The sequence below is a fragment of the Gilliamella sp. wkB178 genome (assembly GCF_001690705.1).
Classification (GTDB): Bacteria; Pseudomonadota; Gammaproteobacteria; order Enterobacterales; family Orbaceae; genus Gilliamella; species Gilliamella apicola_K.
This window is the reverse complement of record NZ_LZGK01000013.1, coordinates 854006-874270: the sequence shown is the minus strand read 5'-3', so window position 1 is coordinate 874270 and position 20265 is coordinate 854006. Positions and strand designations below refer to the sequence as shown.

Annotated in this window: 16 protein-coding genes and 1 tRNA gene; 9 read left to right on the top strand and 8 right to left on the bottom strand. The window is 33.4% G+C overall.

All coding sequences use genetic code 11. From position 1 onward, the window contains the following. Positions 1-39 precede the first annotated feature (39 nt). The 4 genes from A9G13_RS08130 to A9G13_RS08115 all read left to right on the top strand — a co-directional run bounded on the left by A9G13_RS08130 (position 40) and on the right by A9G13_RS08115 (position 5911). Positions 40-459 carry an META domain-containing protein gene (locus A9G13_RS08130; protein ID WP_065557069.1) on the top strand — a complete coding sequence of 140 codons (420 nt, stop codon included), beginning with the start codon at positions 40-42 and terminating at the stop codon, positions 457-459. A 340-nt stretch (positions 460-799) separates the two neighbouring features. Further along, positions 800-2212 carry a pyruvate kinase PykF gene (gene pykF / locus A9G13_RS08125; RefSeq protein WP_065557068.1) on the top strand — a complete coding sequence of 471 codons (1413 nt, stop codon included), beginning with the start codon at positions 800-802 and terminating at the stop codon, positions 2210-2212. 103 nt (positions 2213-2315) lie between these two features. Beyond that, positions 2316-4391, top strand: coding sequence for a polyphosphate kinase 1 (gene ppk1 / locus A9G13_RS08120; RefSeq protein ID WP_065557067.1), 2076 nt, complete (start codon positions 2316-2318; stop codon positions 4389-4391). After that, positions 4388-5911, top strand: a complete 1524-nt coding sequence (locus A9G13_RS08115; protein WP_218059201.1) for a Ppx/GppA phosphatase family protein — start codon at positions 4388-4390, stop codon at positions 5909-5911. The genes ppk1 and A9G13_RS08115 overlap by 4 nt, the downstream gene beginning before the upstream one ends. Before the next feature lie 129 nt (positions 5912-6040). Here A9G13_RS08115 and A9G13_RS08110 read toward each other — a convergent pair whose 3' ends face one another. Together A9G13_RS08110 and A9G13_RS08105 are read right to left on the bottom strand one after the other, a co-directional pair. Next, complete coding sequence (locus A9G13_RS08110; protein WP_065557065.1) at positions 6041-7006, bottom strand: FAD:protein FMN transferase; 966 nt, start codon at positions 7004-7006, stop codon at positions 6041-6043. A 24-nt stretch (positions 7007-7030) separates the two neighbouring features. Further along, positions 7031-9805: a flavocytochrome c gene (locus tag A9G13_RS08105; protein WP_065557064.1), complete on the bottom strand. Its 2775-nt coding sequence runs from the start codon at positions 9803-9805 to the stop codon at positions 7031-7033. A gap of 523 nt (positions 9806-10328) precedes the next feature. On the opposite strand from A9G13_RS08105, the gene A9G13_RS08100 reads away from it, so the two are divergent. Continuing rightward, on the top strand, positions 10329-11378 hold the full coding sequence (locus A9G13_RS08100) for a dihydroorotate oxidase (protein WP_065557063.1): 1050 nt from the start codon (positions 10329-10331) through the stop codon (positions 11376-11378). 97 nt (positions 11379-11475) lie between these two features. On the opposite strand, the gene A9G13_RS08095 is transcribed toward A9G13_RS08100, so the two are convergent. From A9G13_RS08095 to dnaQ, 3 genes are all read right to left on the bottom strand, one after another. Further along, positions 11476-11838 carry a YbaN family protein gene (locus A9G13_RS08095; RefSeq protein WP_065557062.1) on the bottom strand — a complete coding sequence of 121 codons (363 nt, stop codon included), beginning with the start codon at positions 11836-11838 and terminating at the stop codon, positions 11476-11478. 93 nt (positions 11839-11931) lie between these two features. Continuing rightward, positions 11932-12008, bottom strand: a tRNA-Asp gene (locus tag A9G13_RS08090). Positions 12009-12125: 117 nt separating this feature from the next. Continuing rightward, entirely contained in the window at positions 12126-12860 is a 735-nt protein-coding gene (gene dnaQ / locus A9G13_RS08085; protein WP_141670893.1) for a DNA polymerase III subunit epsilon, read from the bottom strand. A gap of 150 nt (positions 12861-13010) precedes the next feature. Between dnaQ and rnhA the strand changes: the two genes are divergently transcribed. The 3 genes from rnhA (at position 13011) to A9G13_RS08070 (ending at position 15606) form a co-directional block, all read left to right on the top strand. Beyond that, positions 13011-13490, top strand: coding sequence for a ribonuclease HI (gene rnhA, locus A9G13_RS08080; protein WP_065557061.1), 480 nt, complete (start codon positions 13011-13013; stop codon positions 13488-13490). Between the two features lie 85 nt (positions 13491-13575). Next, positions 13576-14307 carry a hydroxyacylglutathione hydrolase gene (gene gloB, locus A9G13_RS08075; protein WP_065557060.1) on the top strand — a complete coding sequence of 244 codons (732 nt, stop codon included), beginning with the start codon at positions 13576-13578 and terminating at the stop codon, positions 14305-14307. Positions 14308-14523: 216 nt separating this feature from the next. Then, positions 14524-15606 carry a transglycosylase SLT domain-containing protein gene (locus tag A9G13_RS08070; protein ID WP_065557059.1) on the top strand — a complete coding sequence of 361 codons (1083 nt, stop codon included), beginning with the start codon at positions 14524-14526 and terminating at the stop codon, positions 15604-15606. Here the strand turns inward: A9G13_RS08070 and A9G13_RS08065 are convergent. From A9G13_RS08065 to rlmC, 3 genes are all read right to left on the bottom strand, one after another. Further along, positions 15578-16366 (bottom strand): endonuclease/exonuclease/phosphatase family protein, encoded by a 789-nt coding sequence (locus A9G13_RS08065; protein WP_065557058.1) that lies wholly within the window; start codon positions 16364-16366, stop codon positions 15578-15580. The genes A9G13_RS08070 and A9G13_RS08065 overlap by 29 nt on opposite strands. Before the next feature lie 2 nt (positions 16367-16368). Further along, positions 16369-17931, bottom strand: a complete 1563-nt coding sequence (gene gshA / locus A9G13_RS08060; protein ID WP_065557057.1) for a glutamate--cysteine ligase — start codon at positions 17929-17931, stop codon at positions 16369-16371. 163 nt (positions 17932-18094) lie between these two features. Beyond that, complete coding sequence (gene rlmC, locus A9G13_RS08055; RefSeq protein WP_065557056.1) at positions 18095-19246, bottom strand: 23S rRNA (uracil(747)-C(5))-methyltransferase RlmC; 1152 nt, start codon at positions 19244-19246, stop codon at positions 18095-18097. Between the two features lie 216 nt (positions 19247-19462). Here rlmC and map point away from each other — a divergent pair, with 216 nt between their 5' ends. Further along, on the top strand, positions 19463-20251 hold the full coding sequence (gene map, locus A9G13_RS08050; protein WP_065557055.1) for a type I methionyl aminopeptidase: 789 nt from the start codon (positions 19463-19465) through the stop codon (positions 20249-20251). Positions 20252-20265: the final 14 nt, after the last annotated feature.

The window sequence follows — 20265 nt, the reverse complement described above, 5'->3', positions numbered from 1 at the left end:
AATTATAACAAATCTTACCTTCCTTAGGAGTGTGCTTATATGAAAAAAAACGGTCTTGCGGTTGCATTAGTTGTCAGTGTAACTGTTCTATCAGGTTGTAATGAATCTAATAAAATAACTGAGACAGATCTTTTACACCATCGTTTTGTATTAATCAAAGCTAATAATGTCAATATTTCCTCAGAAAATCAGCCTGAGCTAGTTTTTGGTGAAAATATGCATATAACCAGTAAAATGTGTAATAATTTCAATAGTCAAGTAAGTCTTAAAGATGATGTAATTAAAGGATCGTCAATTGCTATGACTAAGATGTTATGTAATGATGAACAACTAGACAAACTTGATTTAACTATCGAACAATTTATTACCAAAGGTGCAAAAATTTCGTTAAATAAAGATCAATTAATCTTAAGAAATAATGATGATGAACTTAGTTATCAACTTAAAGATTTAATGTGATCTTTAATCATAAGTTTTCTAAAATATTTTGATATAAATGATTTAGAAAAATCTGTTATTTATAAAATAATCCTTATTTAACTTAAAGCATATTTCATCATAAATCACTTTATTTAAAAGGTAGTTAAGACTATAATATCTAGAGTTTTTTTAGGGATATTCGTTTAATGGGAATAAATAATTCTGCAAATATTGTATTTACTATTAGTAACTATTTTTCGGTTACTAATATCTTTTTACCTATCTTTTATACCAATGCCCTGGCATTGGTTTTTTTTTACAAAGACTCGAATTGATTTAAAAATTTAAACATTAACATTAACAACTAGTAGATAATATTATGAAAAAGACAAAAATCGTTTGTACCATAGGACCTAAATCAGAATCAAAAGAAATGCTTGCAGAATTATTAAATGCAGGCATGAATGTTATGCGTTTGAACTTTTCTCATGGTGATTATGAAGAACATGGTAATCGCATCAAAAATCTACGTGAAGTTATGCAAGAAACAGGATTAAAAGCAGCTATCATGTTAGATACTAAAGGTCCTGAAATCCGTACCATTAATTTAGAAGGTGGTAAAGATGTATCTCTTGTAGCCGGGCAAACATTCACTTTTACAACCGATAAATCAGTTATTGGTAATTCGCAACGAGTGGCAGTAACTTATGATGGTTTTGCTCGTGACCTTAAACCAGGTAATCGTGTTTTAGTTGACGATGGTTTAATTGCCATGGATGTCAAAGAGATCAAAGGTAATGAGGTTATATGTACTGTTTTAAATAATGGTGATTTAGGTGAACATAAAGGGGTTAATTTACCTGGGGTTTCTATCAAATTACCTGCACTAGCGGAAAAAGATAAAAATGATCTTATTTTTGGTTGTGAACAAGGTGTTGACTTCATCGCTGCTTCGTTTATTCGCAAGCGTTCAGATGTTGACGATATCCGATCATTTCTAAAATCTCATGCTGGTGAAGATATTAAAATTATTTCAAAAATTGAAAATCAGGAAGGTTTAGATAATTTTGATGAAATTCTAGAAGCTTCTGATGGTATCATGGTAGCTCGTGGTGACCTAGGTGTTGAAATTGCTGTTGAGGAAGTTATTTTTGCTCAAAAAATGATGATTCGTAAATGTAACAAAGCATCGAAACCGGTAATAACAGCAACACAAATGCTTGATTCGATGATTAAAAATCCACGCCCTACTCGCGCTGAAGCGGGAGATGTGGCTAACGCAATTATTGATGGTACTGATGCTGTAATGCTTTCTGGTGAAAGTGCCAAAGGTAAATATCCATTAGAAGCAGTAAAAGTGATGGCAACAATCTGTAATCGTACAGACAAAACTATTCCTGCTTCATTAGCTTTAACGGCACAAGAAGGAACATTACGTATTACTGCTGCTGTTTGTTGTGGTGCGGTTGAAATAGCTGAACGTTTAAATGCGCCATTAATTGTGGTTGCAACTCGTAGCGGAAAATCTGCTCGAGAAGTTCGTCATTATTTCCCGAGAGCACGCATTCTAGCGCTATCATCTAGTCAAAAGACAGTTAATCAACTAGCAGTATCTAAAGGTATTGAACCTATTTTAATCGATGCGATAAATTCTACTGATGATTTTTATCGTCTTGGGAAAGAAATGGCAGTGAAGTTATGTGGTTTACAACAAGGCGACACTATTGTGATGGTTTCTGGAGCATTAGTACCAAGCGGAACTACCAATACTACATCAGTTCACCGCATTTAATTATTAAATATCATTATTTAGAATAAAAGCTAGCTACATGCTAGCTTTTTTTTTAACATCAGTTATCCTGTGTAAATGTGATTATAGTTTATAAGAAATAAAAATGGTTGACGAAATAATATACTTACCTAAAGAACTCAGTTGGTTAGCCTTTAATCAACGAGTGTTACAAGAAGCTGCAGACAATAGTAATCCGCTTATTGAACGGATTCGCTTTTTAGGTATATATTCCAGTAATCTTGACGAATTTTATAAAGTACAATTTGCTAACTTAAAAAAATATGTCTTGATTGAACAAGAACAAACTCATTCGTCGTCATCAAATGCTAAACATTTATTGCGCCAAGTCACCCAAAAAGTTATTCAATTAGAATTACAATTTGATCAACTTTATAATGAATTATTACTTGAAATGGCCAGAAATCAGATTTTCTTGATTAATGAAAGACAACTTTCTTCATACCAGGAAAATTGGATCAAGAATTATTATAAACAAAACTTGCGTCAATATATTACTCCTATTCTTCTTGATAGCCATACAGAACTTATTCAATTTTTAAAAGATGATCATGCCTATTTGGCAGTGGAAATTATTTGTGAAGATAGCATTAGTTATGCTCTACTAGAACTACCAACTGATCATGTTCCACGATTTGTATTATTGCCTTCTGAAGTATCCACTAAAAACAAATCTATCATTTTTCTAGATAATATCTTACGTTATTGTTTGTCAGATATTTTTAAAGTTTTTTTTGATGCTAAAGAATTAAATGCTTATTCAATCAATATTAATCGTGATGCAGAATATGAATTAAATACTGAATTAGATAGTCTACTTGAACTAATGTCACAAGGTTTAAAACAGCGTTTAACTGCACAACCAGTGCGCTTTACTTATCAAAAAGATATGCCTAAGGCTTTGTTTGAACTTTTAATTAGTAAATTAAGATTAACAGAACAAGATGCAATGCCTGGAGGGCGCTACCCTAATTTTAAAGATTTAGCCAATTTTCCAGATTTAGGTGTTAAGAATCTATTAAATAAACGATTACCTAGCCTAGCTTATAATCGCTTTAAGCAATTCCGAAATGCCTTTGCGGCTATCAAAGATCGAGATGTTTTATTATATTATCCTTACTATTCGTTTGGTCATGTTCTGGAAATTATGCGCCAAGCATCTTTCGATCCAGCTGTCACCCATATACGAATGAATATCTATCGAGTAGCAAAAGATTCGCGTTTCATTCATGCGGCAATTAACGCGGCTAATAATGGTAAAAAAGTGACGGTAGTGGTTGAATTACAAGCTCGTTTTGATGAAGAAGCCAATATAAAATGGGCTAAAAGATTAATTAGCAGTGGTATTAAAGTAATTTATTCCCAACCTAAACTTAAGATTCATGCAAAACTGTTTTTAATTGATCGTAAAGAAAATGACAAAATAGTCCGTTATGCGCATATTGGTTCTGGTAATTTTAATGAAAAAACGGCAAGAATTTATACTGACTTTTCATTATTAACTGCTGACCCAGCAATTACTGATGAAGTAATAAAAGTATTTAACTTTATTGAAAACCCATTTAAACCAGTATCTTTTAATCATTTATTAGTATCTCCCCAAAATACTCGCTTACAGTTTCATAACTTTATTGAACGTGAAATTAATAATGCTAACTCAGGAAAATTTGCTGCGATTTATTTAAAACTTAATGCTATTACCGATAAAGACATGATAAATCAATTGTATAGAGCTTCATGCGCTGGGGTAAAAATACGAATGGTAGTACGTGGTACTTGTATATTAGTTCCTCAAGTACCTAATCTGAGTGAAAACATTTTTGTAACAAGTATTGTAGATCAATTTTTAGAACATGCACGTGTATATATTTTTGAAAATAATGGTCAAAAAGATACTTATATTTCTTCTGCTGATTGGATGCCACGTAATTTAGATAATCGAATAGAAGTTGGTGTAAAGATTTTTGATCCAATCATAAAAGCTACTATTCATGATATTTTTAACATTCAATGTAACGACAATGTTAAAGCTCGCATTATTGATAAAGACAATATGAATAACTATGTACAAAGAGGAAATAAGAAAAAAATAAGAGCTCAACGGGCCATTTATGATTATTTAAAACAACAGGAAACACTAAATAAGGATATTCAATCGTGAATAGATTTAATGAATATGCAGTAATTGATCTGGGTTCAAATAGTTTCCATATGGTGATTGCCCGCAGCATAGATGGTGCAACCCAAATCATTTATAAAAATAAACAAAATATTCATTTAGCTACGGGATTAAATGCCAATAATGAATTAAGCGAGTCCAGTATTAAACGAGGAATTGAATGTTTGGCATTATTTGCTGAACGACTAAATGGTTTTCCTGCTGAAAATGTCAGAATCGTGGCTACTCATGCCTTACGTATTGCTAAAAATCGCCACCTATTTTTAGCTGCTGCAGCGAAAATACTCCCCTATCCTGTTGAGGTTATTTCAGGTCAAGAAGAAGCTCGGTTAATCTATTTAGGAACAATGACTGCGGAACCAACCTCATCATCAGATACTAAATTTGTAATGGATATTGGTGGCGGGTCAACTGAAATTGCTATTGGTAAAGGTAACGATTTGAAACCATTAATTGTGGGTAGTAGGCCTATGGGTTGTGTAACATATACTAAGCAATTTTTTCCACAACAACTAATTAATAAAGTTGCATTTCAAAAAGCTAAATTAGCCGCTGAACAACAGATCGAAAGTATGATTAATATCATAAAGCAACAAGGTATTACTGTCGCTTTTGGTACTTCAGGAACAGTAAAAAGCATCCATAATATCTTGTTAGATCTTGGTGTAAGTGATGGCATAATTACACCTAAACGATTAGATGATCTAATTAGTTATGTATTAGAGTTTAAATCTTTTCATGATATAGACTATCCTTCTTTATCTACCGAAAGAAAACATGTTTTTGTTAGTGGACTTGCTATATTTAGTGGTGTTTTTAAAGTGTTAGGTTTACAAGCATTACAATATAGCCCAAGCGCATTAAGAGAAGGTGTTTTATATGAACTTATTGATGGGCCAAATTATCGAGATATCAGGCAAAATACTGCCGAGTCATTATCTCAGCATTATAATATTGATGAACGGCATGCTAACCAAGTAGTCAAAACTGCGAAATATTTTTTTTCTCAATGGCAACATCAAAGTTCTATTACCATTACTCCTAATCTTGAATCAATATTATATTGGGCGGCACAGTTACATGAAGTTGGTTTAAAGATTAATTTCTCATCAATTCATAAACATTCAAGTTATATTTTAAAAAATAGTAATTTACCTGGGTTTAATGAAGAACAGCAATTACTTTTATCCACATTGGTTCGTTTTCATAGAAAATCAATAAAGATTGATGAATTGCCTTATTTTAGCTTATTTGAGTATAGGCAAATTATTGTCTTACTACAGATTCTTCGGTTATCAGTATTGATTAATAACCAGCGCAATTCTGATCTCGATATAAGTGCTTTTCAACTAAAAATAACTAACCAAAAATCTACTAAATTAACTTTAGCAATAAGTAACAATTTTGTTAAACATAATAAGTTAATTTTACTGGATTTAGAACAAGAGCAAAAATATTGGGCAGCAGTTAATAATTGGCAATTAACAATTGAAACTTATTAAGTTTTGACAAACTACTCTTTATTAAATAAAGTCCTCCAATTTTAGCTGGTTGTTTGTGACTATATTTATAATATTTTCCTCGTTAATTCATTGAATTAATATGCGGTATTTGGTGTTAAATAGATATAATTAGTACTGTTTGACTTGATATTGTTTATCCAGCAACTGAAAATAAAAGTTATCGGTATTGGCTAAAACAATGGTTTTATTTTTTAATAAAAAAATTGCCGCTAGATTGCTATGGCGTTGTAAAAATTCGCACCCTTTGCTTACACCTAATCCATACAAAATAGTTGAATAAATATCACCTTCTAAGGACGATTTTGAAATAATTGTGACACTTTCTAATTCATTATCTAATGGGTATCCAGTGAATGGATTTAAAATATGATGATATAAATGATTATGTTGATAAAAAAAACGCTCATAAATACCTGATGTCACTACTGACCTATTATTAACATTAATAATTCCTACAAGTTCTTGATTACGTGAAAATGGTTTTTTCAAACCTACATGCCAATTTTTATCATCACTTAAAGGTGAATCCCCAATAGTTAAAACATTTCCCCCTAAATTAATCATTGCTTGATGTATATTATGTTTGACTAAAACCTCTTTGATAACATCAGCTATATACCCCTTAGCAATTGCACCTAAATCAATTTGCATCCCTTTACGTTTCAAAAAAATAGAATGGTTATCAGTATTAAGTTCAATATCTCTTGGATTAGTTAGTAGTAAGTGTTGTTTAATTTGTTCATCAGTCGGAACTTGTTGCCCCTTAAAACCAATTTGCCACAGCTTTACTAAAGCACCAATAGCACAATTAAAGTAGCAATTAGGTTGTAGACTGATTTGTAAGGCTTGTGCAATTAAATCAAAAACTGGACGACTAACCTCAACAGCATGTTTACCTGCGGCCATATTTATGGACATAACTTCAGACAGCGGTCGATTTACAGTCAATTTATCTTCAAGTATTTTAAGGGTTGCAAATACAGCTTTAACAGCAGTTTCATTAGCTTCATAGATTGTTAATGAAACTATTGTTCCCAACAAATTTTGGCTATATTCATAGTTAGCTTTAACCATTTTACATACGCTCAATTAATTTAATTATTTACGAGTAATATAATCACTAGCTTGCTGACCTGCTTGAATACCAAAAATAATGATATCTGCGACTGCATTCCCACCTATTCTATTACCACCATGTACCCCGCCAACAACTTCACCAGCAGCAAATACACCTTGAATAACATGCTTATGAGTATCTAATACTTGAGTTTGAGCATTAATAGTTATTCCTCCCATAGTATGGTGTATACCCGGGGCAACTTTAATTGCATAGAAATGACTTTTACTGATAGCGTGCCGCAGACCAGTAGTGCGACCAAAATCTTCATCCTGTTTATTGGCAACAAATCGATTATAACGTTCTATGGTTTTAGTCAATGTTTCACAATCAACAGCTAATTTTTTTGCTAATTCGGCAATTGTGCTTGCTTGAATAACTAAATCGTGTGATATATATTCCTCAATGGCTTTATTTTCATCTCGAATTTGCTGATCGAATACAATATAAGCATAGTGTTCAGGTAATTTGATGATTTCGGCTGAGACTTCATCGCGAGTGTCCAATTCATTGACAAAACGATTACCATTTTGCGCAATTAAAATGGCACCACCGCCTCGAATTGATTCTGAAATTAAATATGAAGATGTTTGTTCAACTGTAGGGTGAATTTGGATTTCACTCATATCAACAGTACCTGCACCTAATTTTTCTAAAAGCATAATGCCAGAACCTGTTGCCCCTTTATGGTTAGTCGTTACAAATCCTTTAAGATCTGGTCGATATTTTTCCACCATAACTTTATTAGCACTAAAACCACCCGTGGCAATAATAACTGCTTTAGCTTTTATAATAGTAGATGAACCATCTTCTTGTGAAACTTTAACGCCAACAACTTCATGATTTTCCGTGACAATTTCGATTACATTGGTATCAAGCATAACTTCAATACCACGTTTATTGATATTTTTAACTAATCCACTAATTAAAAAACCACCTACCGCCGCTCGACTGGTTGGACGATGAGTGCGATCAACACTCATGCCCCCCGTTGTAGTAAGATCACTTAGTGCAATACCATTATCATCTAACCAATCTATGGCCTCGGGAGCATGTTCAACAAAATAGCGCAAAAGTTCCGGATTATTTTTACTTTTGCCACCAATCAGGGTTTCTTTATAAAATAATTCCTTACTATCTTTAATTCCTTGCTGCTTTTGGAATTTTGTTTCCGCCGCATTCATACCAGCAGAAGCTTTATTAGTATTTCCACCAATTATTGACATTTTTTCAACGACAACCACATTAGCGCCTGAGTCATGGGATCGAATGGCCGCTGAAAGGCCTGCACCACCACTCCCCACAACTACAATATCGTAAGATATATCATTAGGATCACCACCTTCAGCAAGAATCGCTTCATGATTAGATTGTGACATAGCTTTGGTTACAGCTTTCTTGAAGGCTTCGCATTGAGTGGTGGCGCCAGAAACAGCATCTACATGAGGACTATTTGCATCAAGAATTCTTTGTTTAATTACTGAAAAATTATCTAAAACTTCATGATTAAATTCTTTAGCATTTTCTAATTGTATATCTTTGATGAAATCTTTACCTAATTCAACATTAATCAAAAATTCATAAGATTCATCATTAACTTGTTCTTGATAATTTCCTGGTTTAAATTTTTTAACATTAAGATTAATATCACGAATTAGACTTTCAACTAAGGGAAAATGCCATAAAGGTACAGGGATTTTTAATTGATCACGTTTGTCACTATTGATCACCAGTTCAAGTTGCTCTCCTTTTTTAATACGATTAATCCAATCAGGATAAGCAATGCATGCTCGCCCTACAGCAACTAAATCATAACCATTATCAATAGCTGCATCTATATCACTTTGATTGACAACATTTCCTACTCCAACAACCGGAATTTTCGCCAAATTATTAGAACGCATGGTTATATATTTATTTATCAAAGGAGTGGGATCTTGGGTATCAACAATTGATGATCTAAGAGTTGCTCCCATTGAAAAATGTACATAATCAAGCCCCTTTTTCGCTAATTTTTCGAGTAAATAAATTGAATCATCAAATCGAATACCAGGAACTTCTAACTCCTCAGGTGAGAAACGATAACCAACAATAAAACCTTGGTTAGCATATTGTTTAACCATCTTATGGGTAATATCTAATACCGCTAATGGAAATAGCGCTCGATTATCACGACCACCTCCCCACTTATCTGTTCTTTGATTAGAATTTGGAGAATAAAATTGTTGAATTAAATAGGTATTGGCGCCATGGATCTCAATCCCATCAAAACCAGCTTGAATAGCTCGTCGAACCGCTTGACCAAATTTATCAAGCATTTCATCAACTTCTGCTGTCGTTAATTCAATTGGTGTCGGGGCATTAGGACGTGGAGCGGCTATTGCGCTAGGACCCATTGGAGATTGGTCTCTAATTAATTTAGGTTCAACCATTCGACCACCATGGTAAACTTGAATTACGGCTTTGGAACCTTTTTCTTTAATTGCTTGAGCTACTTTAGCCAAACCCTCAATTTTAGCATCACTATCTAGCCCAATAGCTCCAGGAAAGGCTAAACCTTTATCATCTACAAAACCACATTCAACAATAATAGTACCTATTTCACCTGCCCTTGCTCGATAATATTCAATTAAATCTTGAGTAACTGAACCATCATGAGATCCTGAACAAGTTGTCATTGGTGCCATCATGAGTCGATTTTTTAATTCTATTCCATTGGGTAACTTTAATGGTCTAAAAATTTTGCTATCTTTCATTTAAACACCTAATCATTCTTTTTGCCTACATAAGTTATGCGCAATGATAACATTACTCTTAACCATCCTCTACTTAACTTAAACCAATTAACAACTTAAAGTATCATTTTTTCGACAGAATTTTTTATATATTTATTAATATATTACACAATAATGTACTGCAATATGATGTTTAATGATTGTTATTTTGATTAAATAGCTTTTATTGAACTGAAATTTGAGACTAGAAATCTAAAAAATAACATTATAACTATTTCATTTAGTTACATATTTTTTAGTTAATTGGGCTTGAACTTTATTTTTATTAAGCTAGAATGCCTTTCAATGTCATAAAACGAGAAATTTGTTATGATTCAAAAACAAATATTAAAAATAAAATTGAAAAAACAATCTATTTCTCTTTTATTCGAACACTTCGATCCTCCTTTATGGAGGATTTTTTATTTTAAAAACTATTTACTTTGTTTTCACTTCTTATTTTTGAAAAATATCTTTCCAATACCGTTCATAAACAGGAGAAAGTATGAAACCGTTGTTGCCATTTTATAATCCGAGTATTAGTTATGAAGATAATTACAACCAAGGACCATTTGGACTTTTTGCACAATTAGATAAAGTAGAACAAGTACAAACTAAACCAAGTAAATTCTTAAATAGAGAAGTTAATTTACCCTTTGGTATGCCCGCTGGTCCATTATTAAATGCTAACTATATTAGAGCAGCTTTTGCTTATGGATTTGATTTATGTGTTTATAAAACGGTAAGAACAAAACCGCAAAAATGCCACCCATTACCCAATGTTTTATCGGTGCATCCTCAAGGGAAACTGTCTTGTAATCTAGATACAGTATTAGCTGATACTAATTATAGCCAACCATTGTCGATAACTAACTCTTTTGGCGTGCCATCTTTTTCTCCTGACATATGGCAACCGGATATGGAAAAAGCAGTAAAAGCCGCAGGTAAAGGGCAATGTGTTATTGGTAGCTTCCAAGGCACAAAAGGTAATGGTGAAATTGAAAAGGATTATGCATTAGCAGCAAAATTGGTTAGAGAAACTAATGCTCCAATTTTAGAAGCAAATTTAAGTTGCCCCAACGAAGGTGCAAGTAAACTTCTTTGTTTTGATGTTGATCGGGTTGAACGCATTGTTAATGAAGTTAAAACTGCAGTACCCGACAGACCACTGATATTAAAACTAGCATACTTCCCTGAAGATGAAAAAATTATCTCTTTACTTACTCGCGTCGGTTCAATTATTGATGGTTTAAGTACTATTAACACGCTTTCAGCAAAACCTGTTGATGCCAAAGGTCATCCGGCACTAGGAGAAAATAGACCAGAAGGTGGTGTCTGTGGTGATGCCATTAGATGGGCTGGTTTAGATATGGTTGGGCGCTTAGCTAAATATCGTCAACAAATGCAATTAGAGTTTGCGATTATTGGTGTTGGCGGTGTAAGCAATGTAGATCATTATCGGCAGTTTTTAAAAACTGGTGCCGATGCAGTTATGAGTGCCACAGCAGCCATGTGGAATCCACTACTTGCTATTGAAATCAAGAAAAACCTTTAAAATAACATTACTCTAAGTTACGGCTATTTTTGTTAATAAGATGATACAGGGGGCACCCCTGTATTTTTTTATTAATTCGTAAGTCAAGTAATAGAGATTAGTGTTTACGAAAGTAAAGATAACCAAAAATAAGATGCGCCAGAAAAACGCTAACTAAAATAATGCGCACATGTAATGAATCGAAAATAATAAATGGAATCAATAAAACAATAAATACCATTATCAACATTTTCACTAATCCTGATTTAGTGGCCTTCTTCTCCAAAATCATTTGTTGAATATAAACTTGATAATAGCGAGTATGAGTGAAATATTGATAAAGACGATTTGAACTATTTAACCAAAAATAAGCAGTTAATAAATAAAAAGGTACAGTAGGTAAAATTGGTACAAATATACCAACAGTCCCAAGAGCAAAGCTTAAAGCACCTAATATAATAAATAACCACTTTTTAAACATTACTCTAATACTCTTATTACACTAGAAGCCACATAAAATTAGCTGACAATGCTATAACAATTGGAATGATAAAAAAAGAAATTTAATCAGAATTGGCGGAACGGACGGGGCTCGAACCCGCGACCCCCTGCGTGACAGGCAGGTATTCTAACCAACTGAACTACCGCTCCGCTTTTATGGATAACTTTAAAGTAAGCACCTTAAAGGTAGGCGTGATGTTAAAGATTATTTTCATTTTCGTCAATAAAATTTTTAATAATCATGCTTAATTGCGTAGAAAATCGTCATTAAGATGAGTGCCACAATGCCCCACCACTTTTTTTATCGATTTTTTGCAGCACAGCTTCATGTTCTGAAAGTTCATATTCGGTGGCTTTGATAACTTTTAATGGGATTGCGGAGCGTTGGATCCTTTGAATTTCATTATTCTCGCCATTATTCAAATTATTTTCGTCAGCATTAAATGATAATGTTGTCTGCCCACCCGTCATAGCTAAATAAACTTCAGCTAAAATTTCAGCATCCAATAAAGCGCCGTGCAATGTTCGGTGGGAATTATCAATTTGATAGCGTTCACACAAAACATCTAAATTATTACGTTTACCAGGGAATAAACGCCGTGCCATGGCTAATGTATCGGTAACTAGGCAATGATTTGCTGTTTTGAAATCTAATCCACAAAGTTGAAACTCATAGTCCATAAAACCGACATCAAATGGGGCGTTATGGATAATTAATTCAGCACCATCAATGAATTTTATAAAATCATGAGCAATATTTTTAAATATCGGTTTATCTTTAACAAATTCATCACTTATGCCATGTACTCTAAAAGCCTCTTCGTCGATTGGTCGTTCAGGATTGATGTAAACATGGAAGTGGTTACCAGTCAAACGACGGTTAATCACTTCTACTGCGCCGATTTCAATAATCTTATGTCCTAGATAATGATTACTACCTTCCTGATTCATACCTGTGGTTTCGGTATCTAATACTATTTGACGTGCTGGATTATTTATCACTTGATTCACTTTTTATTAACAATTGGGGAAAACTACTTAATGATATGTTATAGTCTACCATCAAAATAATATTATGTTGATACCTCAATATTATTAATTATTATCCTCAAATTATGATTTGACTCAATTAAATTAAAAGATAATTAAGACATGCAAAAAAAAATTGAAATATACACCGATGGATCTTGTCTCGGTAATCCTGGTCCAGGTGGTTACGCGGCTATTTTAAAATTCAAACAAACGGAAAAAGTATTAGCGCAAGGCTTTTATAAAACCACCAATAACCGCATGGAATTGCTAGCAGCTATCGTTGCGTTAGAACAACTAAAACAACCTTGCCAAATTAATTTATATTCAGATAGTCAATATTTGCGTAATGGCATTTCCAATTGGATCCATGGTTGGAAAAGAAATGGCTGGAAAACAGCTACTCGACAACCAGTAAAAAACGTAGATTTATGGATCAAGTTAGACCAACTAGTACAATCTCATAATATTAATTGGATATGGGTTAAAGGCCATGCAGGTCATATAGAAAATGAACGTTGTGATCTTCTAGCCAAAGAGCAAGCTCAATCCCCAACATTAGTAGATACTGTTTTTGAACAAGCAGATAATAAATTACTATAATAACTAGGTCGATTACTTACTAAACTTAAACAGCAAAGTTAACATTACTGTGCTGCTAAATATGTAACCAATGATGAGTAATATTATGCACAAATTACATGTAATTCCGGCATTACAAGACAATTATATATGGCTCCTAGAAAATTCTGCTCAACAAGCTATTATTGTAGATCCAGGGGAAGCTAAACCGGTAATAAATTATATTAAGCAATATCAAATCACCCCTATTGCCATTTTACTTACTCATCATCATATGGATCACATAGGTGGTGTGTTAGAATTGCAACAAATCTATCCAGATATAAGCGTTTTTGGGCCAAGTGAAATCCCTTTACCAATTCAATATATTAGTAATAGTCAACATCACCTCTTCATTGCTGATTTTCAATTCAATATAATGCAGGTTCCTGGTCATACTTTAGGTCATCTAGTCTATTATTGTGATCCTTATCTATTTTGTGGCGATACTTTGTTTTCCGCAGGTTGTGGTCGCATTTTTGAAGGCACACCGCAACAAATGTTAAACTCACTCAATAAATTTAAACAACTATCTGGTAATACCTTAGTATGTGCTGGTCATGAATACACCAAAGGCAACCTTAAATTTGCACAAACCATGCTGCCTGAAGATATAAAAATATCTGAATATTTAAATTTAATTGCTAATAAAACAATAACCTTACCTTCAATTTTAGCAAAAGAGCTACAGATTAATCTATTTTTACGTTGTGATAATAAAAAACTGCAAAATAAATTCAATTTTAACAATGAATTAGATTTGTTTACTTTTTTTAGAAGCCAAAAAGATATTTTTTAGGTATAATACACCACTTAAATTCTTATCAATTTTTATGAACTAATGAAAAAGTTATTAATATTCACAGTGTTATGTTTGTTTTTAAGTGCATGTCAAAATCACGGATCCCGATATAATAGTGTCTATAAAGCGCATAACTCAAAATCAATAGTTAATAGTAGTATTAAAAGTGGCAGTGTTAATTACGCTTCTATTACACAAAACCCTTGGCAGTATATGCTAAATCAGATTAATGTTAGCGTACCAGAAAATAGTCGTGTTAAAGCTGAAAGAGAACGTTTATTACGCAATCCACAAGGATTCGAATCCATAGCGTTACGTTCTGAACCTTATGTTTATTACATTATTAGCCAACTTAGAAAAAATAATCTACCTGTTGAATTAGCCTTAATTCCATTAATAGAAAGTGCCTACGATCCGCTGGCTACTTCACCGGCGCAAGCTGCTGGGTTATGGCAATTTGTACCTGTTACTGCTAAAGAGTATGGTTTAAAAAAGAGTATTTCATTTGATGGTCGCCGTGATCTGATTGCATCCACAACATCTGCCATGTCGCTGTTACAAAACTTAAACAACCGTTTTAATGGTGATTGGCTATTAACTTTAGCTGCTTATAATGCTGGCGAAGGGCGAATAAGACGCGCTATAGAAAAAAATCAAGCTAAAGGATTACCGGTTAACTATTGGTCATTAGATTTACCAAGTGAAACCATGCATTATGTACCGAAGATTTTAGCCATTATTGATATTGTTAAGAACAACAAGAAATATGGTATCAAATTGCCGGATTGTAATTATGAAAATTCACTGGTTAGAATTGATATTTCTAAAAATGTATCATTAGCTAAAATTGCCCAATATACTGGCATGCCAATTAATGACTTAATGTCGTTCAATGCCGGTTATACTCAGCAAACAGTAAATGGCCCATTCCATTTGTTAGTACCTTATGTTTATGCAGAAAATTTATTCCAAAAACTGCAAGCTGAAAATCTGGTTACTAATGAAATTACCGAGTTATTACAAGATGTTCCGCATACAAATATGCCATTTGAAGTGAAATCGACTACAATTGAATATAGCAAAATTAGCAACAGTAGTATGAGTTCGATTCTGGACAAAAATGGTAGTAAAAAACAAATAACTTATTTAGTTAAAGCTGGTGATAATCTGTATTCCATTGCCCAAAATTATCGAGTAAAAATTACTGATATATTAGAATGGAATAAAATGAAAACGCCTAGAATTAAAGAAGGTGATGTATTAACAATTAATCTTGTGAATGCAAATCCAATCTAAAATTAACAAGTAGAGGATTATGATCAGATGCCAAGGTGCTAATTATTTGCGCGGCATTTAATTGTAATCCTCTATAAAATACAAAATCCAACGGCCTGCCCATAAAAGTCTTACGCATATCAATAGCAAAATTAACAGGCTTTAATCCGATAGTACGTACTAAATGATACAATAAACTTAATCGTTGCCGACTCCAAGCATTAAAATCCCCTGCTAATATCACCGGGCCATTATGTTCTTTGATGCGAGTCAATAACATATACATTTGTTGACGATAAATTTTAACCCCTATACTAAAATTAACCGCATGAATATTCGCTACTAATAATTGTTTAGTGGAATTTTTGATCGGATAAATGCTAATTAATGCCGATTTAGGTACCCGAATTAAAGGTTCTCTTTCTTTAAATGATAACAGTGTTGATGGCAAGGAATCGGCAATGGTCATCACTCCTGCATAAATATCATTGAACGAATAAGCCGGTACGTGATCTGCAATTTTATTATGTTGTGAAATAAAATTAAGTAATAACGGTGTTGTTTGTGCTTCTTGTAGTAAGATTAATTTAGCTTGCTGAGCATACTTATCCAAGATATGCATGCAATCTGCTCGTTTTTGCTTAAATATATTCCAAACCAGCACAGTAAATGAGTCATCGTTAATCAGATAATTATTAACAATTATATGATGATTAGGCAATATTAGCTCAACATCACTATTAGCCTTATAACGTAATGTATAGTCTCGTTGTTTAAACATTATTAGCGTTCATTCTGTTGCTGTAGATATTGATCAAATGACATAGTGTCACTTTCCTCTTTCTTTGTTTGCTTTTCAAGAGATAAATTACGTTGTTGAATGAAATCGCCATCAGTTAATAATTCTAAAGGTTCAGACATAAGTTGTTTTTTATATTGATTAGCCAGTGCCAAACCAAATTTAGCCGTACCTAAATCACTAATAGATTGCAATGTTCTGGCAGATAAAGTTAATTCTGGTTGATCAAACATCAAATCCAGTCGCTTGCAAACTTTACGATAATTTTGTTTATCATTTTGATGATCTAAAACATCGGCTACACGTAACAAATCTTTAAATAAATCATGCCCTACTTTAGCTAACGGTTCATGATAACTGCCACAGCCAAAACCTATTTCCAGCCCAGGTTTGCGCCCTTCCATAACGACTCGATTCCAGTTGCGTTTAGCACACTCAAGTTCATCACTGCTCATTTCCGGAGCTGGAGCCAAAGCACACCAAATCAAAAATAAATCAATAAAACGAATTTGTTCTTCAGTAATACCAACTGGCGAAAAAGGATTGACATCTAAAGATCGAACTTCTATATATTCAATGCCCCCACGTAATAGTGCATCTGAAGGTGACTCGCCTGTTCTTGGTACTCGTTTAGGACGAATTGGTGCATAAAATTCGTTTTCGATTTGTAAAACGTTATCATTTAATTGGCGATACTGGCCATCCACTTTGATGCCTAAGCGACTAAATTCTGGCGATTTAGTGTGTGTGGCACGTTTTAGCCCGGCGACATAAGAATCTAAATGATTAAAAGTAATACCTAATTGTTTTTGAGCATTATTAGTATACCCAATATCACTTAGTCTTAATGATGTAGCATAAGGTAAATAGCAATTACCATTAGTTTGCTCGATAAAAGCCTTAGCTTTTTTAGGATCTTGAATAAATGAAGAACACATCGATGGTGAAGCACCAAACAGATAAGGAATAACCCAACCAAATCGATAATAATTGCGGATTAAGGTAAAGTAACCTTCCGAAATAACTGCCTTACCTTCTTCTGTATTTTTAACGCCATCCCTAGCTTGCCAAAATGCCATTGGTAATGAAAAATTATAATGCACGCCAGAAATTGTTTGCATCATAGCGCCATAACGATTCTTAAGTCCTTCACGATAGACGGTCTTAAAACGCCCTTCATTTGAAGTGCCATATTGGGCTAAGATGATGTCATCTTCATCAGCAACAAAACAAGGCATACTCAATGGCCACATCATTTCATCACCAATATTAGTATTGGCATAACGATGCAGGTCACGTAAAAAAGTTAACATATAATCTATATTAGTATTTACCGGGGTAATAAATTCTAATAGTGATTCTGCAAAATCAGTGGTGATCCAAGGATGTGTTAAAGCGGCACCTATTTTTTGAGGGAAAGGCGTTTTCGACAATGAACCATCGGGTAAGATACGCAAAGTTTCACGTTCAATACCTCGTTGAATCCCTTGTAAAATAGTATAGTGCTTTTCTAACCAAGTGAGAGCTTTTGCAACATCAGGAATCATAATATTACGTTTCCTACATAGAGTTTTTGTATTGTTTTATATTAACATATTTTAATACTAACTATGGCAATTTTATATACTGTTAGCTAGGTAATGAGTTAATAAATTAGGTAAAACTGAAGATTAAAATGCTAAATCACGCTTAGTATACAGATATGGGTTATCAGTTAGGTTGTTTTTTTGTTAATAACACTAACACTTCCATATGAGCTGTATGTGGAAACATATCAAATAGCTGAACTTTGGTGAGTTGATAGTTTGGTAGCATTTTTAAATCATCAACTAATGTGTGTAAATTACAACTTGAATATAAAATATAATTGGGTTGCACTTGTTCCAAATATTGCATTAAAGCTGTTCCTGCTCCGCGTCTGGGTGGATTAAGTAACACTAAATCAGGAATAGCTTGCTGAGCAATAGCATATTGTGTGGCATCTAAGGATTTAAATGATAAATGCTTAAAACCAAGTTTATCGGCAGATTTAGTTGCACATGCAATTGCATCCGAACTAATCTCTATACCTGTTAATTCAACACTACGTTTAGATAAGTTGTGAACACAATGTAAACCAAAGCCACCTACACCACAAAATAGATCCCAAATAGCGTGAATAGGAAAATTCTTGATCCAGTTACTTGCTGTCTTATATAGATTTTCAGCAACTCGAGTATTGGTTTGAAAAAAGCTTTTAGGTTTTATATAAAGAGAAATCTGATTCAACGAGATCGGTAGGAACGGCGTGTTTGTTAGCACGATCTCTTCATCACCTTCTAAAATAGCTGCATGGTTAGGTTGAATATTAATCGACACGACGGTTAGATTATGGATTTTATCTTGCAATTGTTTAAATGAGTTTTGAATTTTATCGACTAATTTATGAGATTTGAGTACCAACCTCAGCATAAATTGCTTCGCCTCTTGGTTAGTACTTTCGGTAACTATAATAAACTTCAATTCACCTTTGCGCTTATTAATATTGTATGGAACTAACCCTTGTTTACGGATATAAGTGCGCACAATTTTAAGAACATTTTGCATGCTATTTGAATACAGCGGACAATCACACAAATCCACCGCTTCATTTCCGGTTTGTATACCCAATACTGGTTTTTCAACTGTACCAAGTACTGCCATTTTAGCCTTATTGCGAAAAGCTAATTCATCGCTAGCAAAAGGAGCGGCAATCTGTTGAGGATTGAAATCAGCTAATTGCTGTAATAATTGTTGCTGTTTTTTTTCAAGTTGTGTCTGATAAGGATAATTAATCCAGTGACATGATAAACATTTTTGTTGCTGGTAATAGCGACATTGCATAGTAATAAAGCCTCTTTTTATAATCAAATATTATATACTTAAACTGTTTTAATAAGCAGTAGTTTTAATTTTTATACTGAAACGTACCCTTCTCAGGAAACATCTTTACAAAATTAATTCAAACTAGCCCAATCAATAGAGTTAATATCTTGCTATGATTTGACGAAATAGCGGTATATGATAGGATATTGCGATTAACATTACAGGAACAAACTAATGTCTATTAAGTTAAAAACAGCCGCTGAAATTGAAAAAATGCGTATTGCAGGTAAACTCGCAGCCGAAGTACTAGAAATAGTCGAACCCTATGTCAAACCAGGGATTAGCACCGGTGAGTTGGACAAAATCTGTTACGACCATATTGTTAATGTGCAAAAAGCTATTCCGGCTAATATTGGCTACAGTGGTTATCAACATACTAGCTGTATCTCAATTAATGATGTGGTTTGCCATGGTATTCCTAACTTTGAAAAAAAACTCAAAGATGGGGATATTTTAAATATTGATGTAACGGTGATTAAAGATGGTTATCACGGCGATACTTCCAAAATGTATATTGCAGGCAAACCAACGATTACCGGGGCAAAGTTATGTGAAGTGACACAAGCAAGCCTGTATGCAGCAATCAAAATTATTAAACCCGGCATTCGTTTAAAAGAAATTGGTAAAACTATCCAAAATTATGTCAGTAAATTTGGGTTTTCATCCGTGCGTGAATATTGTGGTCATGGTATTGGTGATGTGTATCACGATGAACCGCAAGTGCTTCATTATGATGCTGATGATGGTGGAGTCATTTTAAAACCTGGCATGACATTTACGATTGAGCCAATGATTAATACTGGTGATTGGCGTACACGCACTATGAAAGATGGTTGGACAGTGAAGACTAAAGATCATGGCTTATCAGCACAATACGAACATACACTTTTAGTCACTGATAATGGTGTTGAAGTATTAACCTTACGCAGTAATGAAGATTTTCCTAGAATCATTGAACATTAATAAAAATGATTCAA

What these genes read in the sequence shown, in the direction of transcription:
- pykF (WP_065557068.1), top strand. Translation starts at nt 800, where the DNA reads ATGAAAAAGACAAAAATCGTTTGTACCATAGGACCTAAATCAGAATCA.
- A9G13_RS08110 (WP_065557065.1), bottom strand. Translation starts at nt 7,006, where the DNA reads ATGGTTAAAGCTAACTATGAATATAGCCAAAATTTGTTGGGAACAATA.
- gshA (WP_065557057.1), bottom strand. Translation starts at nt 17,931, where the DNA reads ATGATTCCTGATGTTGCAAAAGCTCTCACTTGGTTAGAAAAGCACTAT.
- A9G13_RS08070 (WP_065557059.1), top strand. Translation starts at nt 14,524, where the DNA reads ATGCTAAATCAGATTAATGTTAGCGTACCAGAAAATAGTCGTGTTAAA.
- gloB (WP_065557060.1), top strand. Translation starts at nt 13,576, where the DNA reads ATGCACAAATTACATGTAATTCCGGCATTACAAGACAATTATATATGG.
- A9G13_RS08065 (WP_065557058.1), bottom strand. Translation starts at nt 16,366, where the DNA reads ATGTTTAAACAACGAGACTATACATTACGTTATAAGGCTAATAGTGAT.
- A9G13_RS08130 (WP_065557069.1), top strand. Translation starts at nt 40, where the DNA reads ATGAAAAAAAACGGTCTTGCGGTTGCATTAGTTGTCAGTGTAACTGTT.
- map (WP_065557055.1), top strand. Translation starts at nt 19,463, where the DNA reads ATGTCTATTAAGTTAAAAACAGCCGCTGAAATTGAAAAAATGCGTATT.
- rlmC (WP_065557056.1), bottom strand. Translation starts at nt 19,246, where the DNA reads ATGCAATGTCGCTATTACCAGCAACAAAAATGTTTATCATGTCACTGG.
- A9G13_RS08105 (WP_065557064.1), bottom strand. Translation starts at nt 9,805, where the DNA reads ATGAAAGATAGCAAAATTTTTAGACCATTAAAGTTACCCAATGGAATA.
- A9G13_RS08095 (WP_065557062.1), bottom strand. Translation starts at nt 11,838, where the DNA reads ATGTTTAAAAAGTGGTTATTTATTATATTAGGTGCTTTAAGCTTTGCT.
- A9G13_RS08100 (WP_065557063.1), top strand. Translation starts at nt 10,329, where the DNA reads ATGAAACCGTTGTTGCCATTTTATAATCCGAGTATTAGTTATGAAGAT.
- ppk1 (WP_065557067.1), top strand. Translation starts at nt 2,316, where the DNA reads ATGGTTGACGAAATAATATACTTACCTAAAGAACTCAGTTGGTTAGCC.
- rnhA (WP_065557061.1), top strand. Translation starts at nt 13,011, where the DNA reads ATGCAAAAAAAAATTGAAATATACACCGATGGATCTTGTCTCGGTAAT.